Source organism: Microbacterium sp., from assembly GCF_052102115.1.
Lineage (GTDB): Bacteria > Actinomycetota > Actinomycetes > Actinomycetales > Microbacteriaceae > Microbacterium.
Map to the genome: position 1 here is coordinate 1 of NZ_JBQDVP010000079.1, position 8562 is coordinate 8562.

10 protein-coding genes and 1 pseudogene are annotated in these 8562 nt (G+C 67.9%); 6 read left to right on the top strand and 5 right to left on the bottom strand.

Annotated features, from left to right (window positions below; translation table 11 throughout):
- On the top strand, positions 1–438 hold a 438-nt coding region (locus ACTICP_RS15095), incomplete at its 5' end, for a glycosyltransferase (RefSeq protein WP_441893759.1).
- Here the strand turns inward: ACTICP_RS15095 and ACTICP_RS15100 are convergent.
- A complete protein-coding gene (locus ACTICP_RS15100) occupies positions 427–1530 on the bottom strand; it encodes an acyltransferase family protein (protein ID WP_441893761.1) in 1104 nt (367 codons plus the stop codon). The two genes, ACTICP_RS15095 and ACTICP_RS15100, sit on opposite strands and share 12 nt — an antisense overlap.
- Before the next feature lie 44 nt (positions 1531–1574).
- Here ACTICP_RS15100 and ACTICP_RS15105 point away from each other — a divergent pair, with 44 nt between their 5' ends.
- Genes ACTICP_RS15105 through ACTICP_RS15115 form a run of 3 tightly spaced genes read left to right on the top strand, consistent with a single transcriptional unit; the run spans position 1575 to position 3285 of the window.
- Positions 1575–2051, top strand: a complete 477-nt coding sequence (locus tag ACTICP_RS15105) for a carboxymuconolactone decarboxylase family protein (protein ID WP_441893763.1) — start codon at positions 1575–1577, stop codon at positions 2049–2051.
- Positions 2048–2755, top strand: a complete 708-nt coding sequence (locus ACTICP_RS15110; RefSeq protein ID WP_441893765.1) for a tyrosine-protein phosphatase — start codon at positions 2048–2050, stop codon at positions 2753–2755. The genes ACTICP_RS15105 and ACTICP_RS15110 overlap by 4 nt, the downstream gene beginning before the upstream one ends.
- Positions 2756–2814: 59 nt before the next feature.
- Positions 2815–3285, top strand: coding sequence for an SIP domain-containing protein (locus ACTICP_RS15115; RefSeq protein WP_441893767.1), 471 nt, complete (start codon positions 2815–2817; stop codon positions 3283–3285).
- Here the strand turns inward: ACTICP_RS15115 and ACTICP_RS15120 are convergent.
- From ACTICP_RS15120 to ACTICP_RS15135, 4 genes are all read right to left on the bottom strand, one after another.
- The gene (locus tag ACTICP_RS15120) at positions 3242–3730 is read right to left on the bottom strand and encodes a Fe-S oxidoreductase (protein ID WP_441893769.1); all 489 of its coding nucleotides are present in this window, start codon (positions 3728–3730) and stop codon (positions 3242–3244) included. The genes ACTICP_RS15115 and ACTICP_RS15120 overlap by 44 nt on opposite strands.
- Positions 3727–4524, bottom strand: coding sequence for an arginase family protein (locus ACTICP_RS15125; RefSeq protein WP_441893771.1), 798 nt, complete (start codon positions 4522–4524; stop codon positions 3727–3729). Before ACTICP_RS15125 ends, ACTICP_RS15120 begins: the two co-directional genes overlap by 4 nt.
- 34 nt (positions 4525–4558) lie before the next feature.
- Complete coding sequence (locus ACTICP_RS15130; protein WP_441893773.1) at positions 4559–5302, bottom strand: PspA/IM30 family protein; 744 nt, start codon at positions 5300–5302, stop codon at positions 4559–4561.
- A 73-nt stretch (positions 5303–5375) separates the two neighbouring features.
- Positions 5376–7400 (bottom strand): TPM domain-containing protein, encoded by a 2025-nt coding sequence (locus ACTICP_RS15135; protein WP_441893775.1) that lies wholly within the window; start codon positions 7398–7400, stop codon positions 5376–5378.
- 145 nt (positions 7401–7545) lie between these two features.
- Here ACTICP_RS15135 and ACTICP_RS15140 point away from each other — a divergent pair, with 145 nt between their 5' ends.
- Complete coding sequence (locus tag ACTICP_RS15140) at positions 7546–8385, top strand: DUF3097 domain-containing protein (RefSeq protein WP_441893777.1); 840 nt, start codon at positions 7546–7548, stop codon at positions 8383–8385.
- 56 nt (positions 8386–8441) lie between these two features.
- Positions 8442–8562, top strand: a pseudogene (locus tag ACTICP_RS15145) (tRNA (guanosine(46)-N7)-methyltransferase TrmB); the annotation flags it as partial.

Consider the following 8562-nt stretch of genomic DNA (forward strand, 5'->3'; position numbering starts at 1 on the left):
TTCGCCACGGCGGACTTCATGCTGCTGACGTCGAAGGCGGAGGGGCTTCCGCTCGTACTCGTCGAGGGGATGGCGGCCGGGTGCATCCCGATCGCCTATGAGATCCCGTACGGGCCCTCGGAGGTGATCGCGGACGGGAAGAACGGCTTCCTGATCCCCGCGGGCGACATCGATGCGGTCGCGCAGCGTATCGTCGACCTGCAGCACATGCCCGAGCAGGCTGTCGAGGCGATGCGGCGCCAGGCGCGCGCCACCGCCGAGAGATTCAGCGATGACGCCGTGACGCGCGCGTGGGCGCGGGAGATGGAGCGCGCGTTCGAACGCAAGCACTCCGGTGCCGGCGAGGGATCGGTGATCCAACGTTCGCGTCGCGCTGCGGGTCGAGTGAAGCGGCGCATTCTTCGGCTCAGCGGCGGGTACGACCGCTCAGATCCGTGACTGCAGGCGTTCGGATGATGCACCGACGAAGCGCGCGAGCCGGTGCCCCGGCCCCTCGATGAACCGGTGGAAGGCGCCCGCGATGAGCAGGCTCAGGGGTACTCCGACCACGGCGACCAGCGCCCAATTCTCGCTGCCCCACAGGTAGGCGAGCGTCGCGATCACGGGAACGTGCACGAGGTACAGACTGTACGAGACCTTTCCCAGCCACTGGTTGGCACGGGCCTCGAGGATGCGCCGCAGGCGCGGCCATCCCATTGCGGCGATGATGATGAGCACGGCACCGATGCCCGCAAGCCCCCACATCATCCGGCCCGTCAGGCTCCCCGGAGCCACGATCGGACGGGTGATCCAACTGGCGATCAGCAGGATCAGCGCGATCGCGGTGACGCCGGGCCAGAACGCCCGGTGACGCGGGCGTCGCACCCACTCCAGCAGATCGTCCAGCCGCACGGCCATCAGCGTCCCGAGCATGAAGACCGGCAGGTAGACGAGCGCCTCGACATCGATGACGCGCCCGACGACGGTCAGTGCGCACGCTACGGCTGCGGCGGCGATCGCGTGACGGCGCAGCACGACGGCGACGATCACGAACAGCGGCAGCGCGAGTGAGAAGATGAGCTCCCAGCGCAGCGACCACAGCACATTGTTGATGTCGTAGGAGTTCGTGATCAGCAGCGACTCTTCGAAGAACGACTCCCAGGTCACGTTCGGTGCTTGCGCCCGCTGCATCCACGAATCATCCGGCATGGTCGACGGGTCTCGAGGAACCAGCACGATGAGCGCGGTGGCGAGCACGATCGACGCCCACACCGGCAGATACAGGCGCAGGACGCGGGTGGGGTAGTAGCGCAGCCAGCTGAACCCGTCGCGCAGCACGGGGAGGGTGACGACGAACCCCGACAGGACGAAGAAGACCAGTACCGCCTCGGTGCCCGCGAACAGCACCTTGAGCGGACTCTGCGTGAGCCAGGCGGCGACGGTGTCATCGAGATGCGGCATCGCGATGAGACTGCAGTGGTACACGAGAACGATCAACGAGGCCACTCCACGGACCCCGTCAAGACTCGATATGCGCTGAGAACTCGCCATCGGCGCCAACGCTAGCGAGGTGTTCTGAGCCTAAGCTGGGGACTATGAGCGAGACGCGCGTGCACCTGTCCAAGACCGAGCCGGCGGCCTACGAAGCACTGGAGGGATTCTCCCGCACGGTCGGCGAGATCTGTCGCGCGAACGGCATCGATGATCGTCTCAAAGAGATCGTGATGATCCATTGCTCCCAGTTGAACGGATGCGCGTACTGCACCCGGATCCACCTCGACCGCGCCGTCAAGGCCGGACTCGACGCCGACACGCTGATGCAACTGCCGACCTGGCGTGAGAGCGGCGTCTTCTCCGAGCGTGAGCGCGCGGCGCTCGAGCTCGCCGAGGCGTTCACCTTCATTCACGACGAGGGCGTCTCCGATGACGTGTACAACCGGGTGGGGAGCGTGTTCACCGAGAAGGAGTACGCCGCACTGAGTTGGGCATGCGTCTCGATCAACGCGTTCAACCGGATCGTGATCGCCGGGCGCTACCCCGTCCCTCCGCGTGGCGAGAAGGCGGCGGCGTGACTGTTCTCGACGTCGAGGGCGTCTTCAACGTACGTGACGTCGGCGGTATGCCGGCATCGCAGGGGCGGATCCGCGACGGCGTCCTGCTGCGATCGGCGACCCTGGTCGCTACTGCCCCGGCCGGCATCGCTGAGCTCGAACGCCGTGTCACGCACATCGTCGATCTGCGGGACGGGCAGGAGGTCACGGAGTCGCCCTCGGCCGTGACGAGCATCGCGACGACGAATCTGCCGCTGTTCCTGGGGTCGGTCGCGTCGTTCTTCGACGATGATCTCGGGCTCGACGAGATGTACCGGCACCTCATCGACGAGAGCGGGCAGCGACTGGCGGATGCTGTGCGTGTGATCGCCCGCGAGCAGGGCACGCTGGTGCACTGCACAGTCGGCAAGGACCGCACCGGCGTCACCGTCGCCCTCGCGCTCGCGGCCGTGGATGCCGATCGGGATGCCGTCGTCGCCGACTACGCACTGACGGAGTCGCTGCTGCCCCCCGAGCGCAACCGCCGGATCACCGCTTTCCTGCGGTCGCAGCATCCGCACGCCGAGAACGCCGTCGCGCTCGCCACGCAGTCGCCAGCGGCCGTAATGCGCCGCTTGCTGGACGAGATCGATGCGCGCTGGGGTTCCGCGGCGGACTACCTGCGCGATCAGGGGGTCTCCGACGACGAACTCGCGGCGCTGCGATCCGCCCTCGTCGAGCGCTGAGGGGCCGCATCGGCGAGGAAGGTAAGGCAACCCTTCATCGGTGGTACGATGAAGGAATCATGACCACGTCGATCGAAGTGCGCCGCGGACGCGCCCAGCGCCGGGCCGCCCGTCTGCGCTCGCACCACCTGGTGACCGCTGACGAGAACTCGCTGCTCGAGCTCGAGACCTTCCTGGCGACGCTTCCGCTGTGCGCATCGGGGCGCGTCTTCGTGGAGGTTCCCGACGCGAGTGACATCGGTGTGATCGAGGCCCCCGCACGCATGACCGTGACCTGGCTCGCACGCTCTGCGCGCTCCGGTGCCCCGGGCAGCGGGCGTTCGTGCGCGCCCGGAGCGGCCCTAGCCCGTGCTACCTGCGCCTGGGCCGACGAGATGCTCTGCGACGACGAGTCGCCGACCCGCGTCACTCTGCTGGGCGGCTATCTCGGTACTGCAGACATCGTCGAACACCTCACCGGATCGCTCGACGTGCCGACATCGGCGATCAGCGCGCCGGAGCGCTTCGGTCTGCTGTCGGCCGGGAACTGACCTTCCGCGCGGAACCGCGCCGCACGTAGTTGCCGTCTTCGAGCCCGGCTTCGATCTCGAACCTGTTGCGCAGCGGATCGCGTCCGGCGAACAGATACAGCACCGGCATGAGGAACCCGTAGCGCAGCCATTGCGCCTTGTGCACGGCCTCGTGACGCATGACCGCGTCGCCGGGCTCTGCGTCGCCGGTCAGATAACAGCCGCCGACGCAGACGCCGCCGCGGTTGAACGTCCACTTCGGCATACCGCGGAAGACCCATAACCCCTCCCGGCGCTCCACCGGACCCGTGCTCCACAGCGAGCCCCACACCCAGCCGACTGCCGTGCCCCAGGCATAGCCGAGACGGCTGATCGGTGATCGGAGCAGGAACGACGGTATGCGGCGATCGAAGCGGCGTCCGCGTTCCAGCGCCGCTTCGGCCGCCGGTTTCCAATCCGCCGTCATGCCACGGCACCGACCAGGCGGAGGATCGCACCGAGGTCATCGACCGCATCCAGCGGCGAGCGGGGGGAGAAGCCGGCTATCGTCGCGCCCGCGAGAGGGACGCGGGAGCGCAGTTCCCGGATGCTGGCGGCCAACGCCTGCGCCGAAGCACCGAACGGCGCGGCGGTGGAGACCCCGGCGATCTCGGCGGGGTCGAGCACGTCGACGTCGATGTGGACCCAGACGCGGGCAGCCCCGGTACGTACGACGGCGTCGGCGAGCGCATCCGTATCTTCGAGGTCTGCGACGCTCACCCGGCTCAGGCGGGTCAGCGGCTCGTCCTCGGCGTCTTCGAGGACGCGCGCCCCCACGACGACGACCCGGTCTTCGGGAAGGCCGGGGGAAAGCGCCAACTGCGGTTCGCCCTCGCCGAGGGCGGCGCGCAGAGCCATTCCGGAGAACGCCCCTGACGGCGACGTCTGATCGGTGTGCAGGTCGCCGTGCGCGTCGCACCAGACGAGGGCGAGGTCGTCGCGATCGATGGCGTCGAGGGCGGCGACGGTCACGCTGCAGTCGCCGCCGATGACGATCGTGTCGGAGGTCATCTCCGTGGCGACCATGGCGCGGATGCGCTGCAGCGAGCTCAGCCGGTGCACGCCCGTGCCCAGCGACTCACCGGCCTCCAGCGGAACATCGAGCACGGTGGTGGCGTTGCGCGGCAGGTCGCCTGCGATCGCGGAGGCGCCGTCGACGAGAAGCATCGCACGCGCGGAGGGCGAACCCTGCCACTGTGGAACGACGAGGAATCGGGTCACGAGGATTCACCCCCCTTCTTGGTGTACGTGAGCCTCAGGACTCGAGCTGTGACTGCGACGACGACGAGCCGCCCGCCTTGAGCTCGGCCAGGCGGGCCTCGACCTCGGTCAGCTCGCCGATATCGCCCAGGCTCTCGAACTGCGCGTCCAGACTGGATGCTGCCAGTTCGACCTTGCCTTGGGCGAGAGCCTCCTGGCGTCGGACCTTGTCCTCGAAGCGGCCGAGCTCGCTGGTCGGGTCCAAGACGTTGATCGATCCGACGGCATCCTGAACCTTGGTCTGCGCCTCGGCGACCTTGGCGCGTGCGAGCAGCTCGCTGCGCTTGGCCTTGAGCTCGCCGAGCTTCTCCTTCATACCGTTGAGGCCGCTCTTGAGCTTGTCGACGACCTCGGTCTGCGAGGCGATGGTCGGCTCAGCAGCCTTGGCCTCGCCCTCCTCGCCAATCTGGCGCTGCAGGGCGATCTTGGCCAGGTTGTCGAACTTGTCAGCGTCGGCGGTGTTGCCGCTCGTGCGGAGTTCGTCAGCCTTGCGGCTGGCGGCGATCGCCTTGTTGCCCCAGTCCTTGGCGGCCTGGACGTCTTCTTCGTGGTCGCGCTCGAGCAGCCGGAGGTTGCCGATCGTCTCGGCGATGGCAGCCTCGGCGTCGGCGACGTTGTTCGTGTAGTCGCGCACGAGCTGATCGATCATCTTCTGCGGGTCTTCGGCCTCGTCGATGAGGGAGTTGATGTTCGCCTTCACCAGCGTCGAGATGCGACCGAAGATGGACTGCTTGGCCATGGTGTTTCCTTTCGATTGGAACGTTCGTGTACGTGTACGTCGTGGATGCTGTCGTGAGAACAGAGATCGGATGCTAGAACCGGCCCCCTCGGGATCGGCCGCCGCCGCGGGAGCTGCTGCGGGACCCCCCGCCGAAGCTGGACGGACGGCTGCTGCGGCTGCTGCCGCCGGAGCGCCAGCCGCCGCCGGAACTCCAGCTGCCGCCGCCTCCGCCGCCACCACCGCCGCTGAACAGTCCGCCGAGGATGCCGCCGAGGATGGCTCCGCCGAGATCACTGCCGCCGCGGCTGGGGGCGCCGTAGCCGCCCGACAACCCTCCAGACCAGCCGCCGGTGTTGAACGTGTCGACCTCGCTGCGCGCGGAGGAGAGCGCTTCGGAGGCGAGGTTGTAGGCGCGGGTCGCGCGCTCGGTGGCCAGGACGGGATCGCTCGGCTGCGCGGCGACGGCCTCGGCATAGGCGGCGTTCGCCTCGGCGAGGCGGGTGCGTGCGGTCGCCCCGATCACACCGCGCCGGGTGCTGATGAAGTCATTCGCCGTGGCGATCTGCGCCTGCGCTTGCGTGAGGCGCTGCTCCAGCGTTCGCTGGGCGCGCTGCGCCTGCTCGGCAGCCTGTCGCACCTGGCCGAGTGCGGCATCGATCTCGGTGTTCGCTTCGGTGAGACGGTCGAGCACCTGCTGCGGGTTTCGGGATGCTCCCTGCAGGCCGGCCAGGGCCGCATCGATGTTCGACCTCGTCCTCGCGATGATCGGGTCGAGGCGCCCCTGCGCGTCGGCCATGGCTCCCGCTGCGGCGATGTCTGCCTCGAGGTCGGTGATCATGGCACGCGCCTGGTCTTCGACCGCCGCGAGGTTCGTTCCGAGGGTCGTGACGGCGTCGACGAGGCTCTCGCTCTGCTCGACGGCTTCTTCCGCCGTGCGGATCGAGTACGCCGCCTCGCCATTGCGGCCTGCGGCGATGGCGGTGGCGGCCTCGCTCAGTTCTGCATCGGCGAGCGCAAGACGGTGCTGCGCCTGCTCGGGGTTGTCGGCGACGGTCGCCAGCGCCGCAGCATCGTACGTCTGCGTCAGCGTCGCGAGGGCCGGTGCTGCCGTTGCGACCTTCTGATCCGCCGCTGCCCGCCGTGCCGTGACGCGCTCGAGGGCCTGCGGCGCTTCTGCTTCGAGCAGGCGCAGTTCTTCGAAGGCCTCGATGTTGTCGTTGAGCAGATCGTCGGCTTCATCGCACAGCTGGATGATCTGGATGTGCCAGGCGCGGCGCTGCTGGGCCGTGTCGGGAATCTCGTCGTCGATCTTCTGCTTGAGCGCGAAGGCTTCGCCGACCTTCACCTGCGCGGCCTCGACCACCTGGGTGAATGTTCGCGTCGAGTCATCGCCGTACTGGGCGACGGCGAAGCCGACCTCTTGCCGGCTCGACGTGATCGCGTCGTCCGCCTGCACCAGCGCGCTGCCGGCCTGCGTCTCGAGGTCGTCGTCACTGACCGAGGCATACGGATCATTCGGGTCGGGGATCGCGGCCAGGCTCTGCTGCTGCTTCTTCTTCCGGGAGCGCGAGACCAGCACGATGATCAGGATGATGGCCGCGATGACCACGGCGGCCACGAGCACCCAGGTCAGCGTGCTGGTGCCGGCGCCAGCACCGCCTTGGCCGGGAAAGGCGTCTGCGGCGGCGATCACCGCACCGCCCCAGTCACCCGCGCGCAGGCCGTTCTCCATCGCCTGGACGACGCGATCGACCTCGCCGTCGCTGAGTGGGCCGTCAGTGTCTGCGGAGATCGCGTACTGTCCGGCATCGACGGCGATGGCGACGAGATACTGATCGGTCGCCAGGCCGTTGTCGATTGCGGTCTGATCCGTCCATTCGACGCTGTCGGAGGGATCGGTGAACTCGTCGACGAAGACCACGTAGAGATCGCCGCCCTCGGCATCGGCGAGGTCGGAGAGTCGGGAATTCACCTCGTCGATCTCGGTCGAAGTCAGCACTTGGGCCTCATCGGTGACGAAACCCGAATCGAGCGTCACCGGTGACGTCGCCATCGCTGCCGAAGCCACCCACCCGGACCCGAGCATTGCCGCGATCAATCCCGCGACGATCGTCATCCGAGTCCGCATCGTGCTCCCTCCGCAGGGCGGTGCGGCCCTGGCGATTCGAGTCTATTCATCCGTGTGGCAAGACGATAGCGACTCTAGGGAAACAGTCTGTGTCGCCGCAGGGAACCGGCAGCCGACGCATACGCTGGAAGGCATGGACGACATGTACGGCTCCGATGTGCTGGCTGCGGGGTGGCGCGAACGCGGAGCAAAGAAGGTTCGCGACATCGCCGCCGAGCGGGATCTCGTCGTCGAAGTCGCAGACGACGGTTACTGCGGCGCGGTGACGCGGGTGCAGGGCGGGAACGTCGAACTCGAGGATTACAACGGCCGCAAGCGCGTCTTTCCGCTCGGCGGCGGTTTCATGATCGATGGCGAGCCGGTGCGTCTGATGCCGCCCGGGCCGGTCAAGCAGGCCACCCGCCGTACGGCATCCGGGTCGTTCGCCGTTGCCGATCAGCGTGCACGCGTCGCCCTGCCCAGTCGCATTCTCGTCGAGGGCAAGCACGACGCCGAGCTCGTCGAGAAGGTCTGGGGTGCCGACCTGCGTGTCGAGGGCGTCGTCGTCGAGTTCCTGCAGGGGCTCGATCGGCTCGACGAGCTGCTGGCGGTCGAGCCGCCGAGTGCGGAGCGGCGGTACGGGGTGCTGGTCGACCATCTCGTCGCCGGCTCCAAGGAGACCCGGATCGCCGATGCCATCCTGCGCGGTCCGCACGGGCAACATCTGAAGATCGTCGGCCATCCATTCATCGATGTGTGGCAGTGCGTCAAACCGCAGACCCTCGGCATCCGGAGCTGGCCCGAGATCCCGCGCGGAACGGACTGGAAGACCGGCATCTGCCAGGCGTTCGGGTGGCCGCACGAGTCGCAGGGGGATACCGGGCGGGCGTGGCAGTTCATCCTCAGCAAGGTGACGACGTATCGCGATCTCGAACCCGCGCTGCTCGGCCGGGTCGAGGAGCTCATCGACTTCGTGACCGAACCGACCGCGTGACGGAATCCAGAATTGTGACCGCCAGCCGCATGACCGAGCCCGGCTACGCTTGATCCATGCCCGAACCCCGTACCTTCCGCGATGAACCGGTCTCCTTCGTGCGCCGGAGCGGGCGGATGTCGGAGGCTCAGGAGCGCGCCTTCTCCGACCTGGCGCCGCAGTACCTGCTCGATGTCC

Excerpts from the sequence above, each read along its gene's own strand:
- ACTICP_RS15100 (WP_441893761.1), bottom strand. The coding sequence starts at position 1,530 with ATGGCGAGTTCTCAGCGCATATCGAGTCTTGACGGGGTCCGTGGAGTG.
- ACTICP_RS15120 (WP_441893769.1), bottom strand. The coding sequence starts at position 3,730 with ATGACGGCGGATTGGAAACCGGCGGCCGAAGCGGCGCTGGAACGCGGA.
- ACTICP_RS15130 (WP_441893773.1), bottom strand. The coding sequence starts at position 5,302 with ATGGCCAAGCAGTCCATCTTCGGTCGCATCTCGACGCTGGTGAAGGCG.
- ACTICP_RS15140 (WP_441893777.1), top strand. The coding sequence starts at position 7,546 with ATGGACGACATGTACGGCTCCGATGTGCTGGCTGCGGGGTGGCGCGAA.
- ACTICP_RS15135 (WP_441893775.1), bottom strand. The coding sequence starts at position 7,400 with ATGACGATCGTCGCGGGATTGATCGCGGCAATGCTCGGGTCCGGGTGG.
- ACTICP_RS15115 (WP_441893767.1), top strand. The coding sequence starts at position 2,815 with ATGACCACGTCGATCGAAGTGCGCCGCGGACGCGCCCAGCGCCGGGCC.
- ACTICP_RS15105 (WP_441893763.1), top strand. The coding sequence starts at position 1,575 with ATGAGCGAGACGCGCGTGCACCTGTCCAAGACCGAGCCGGCGGCCTAC.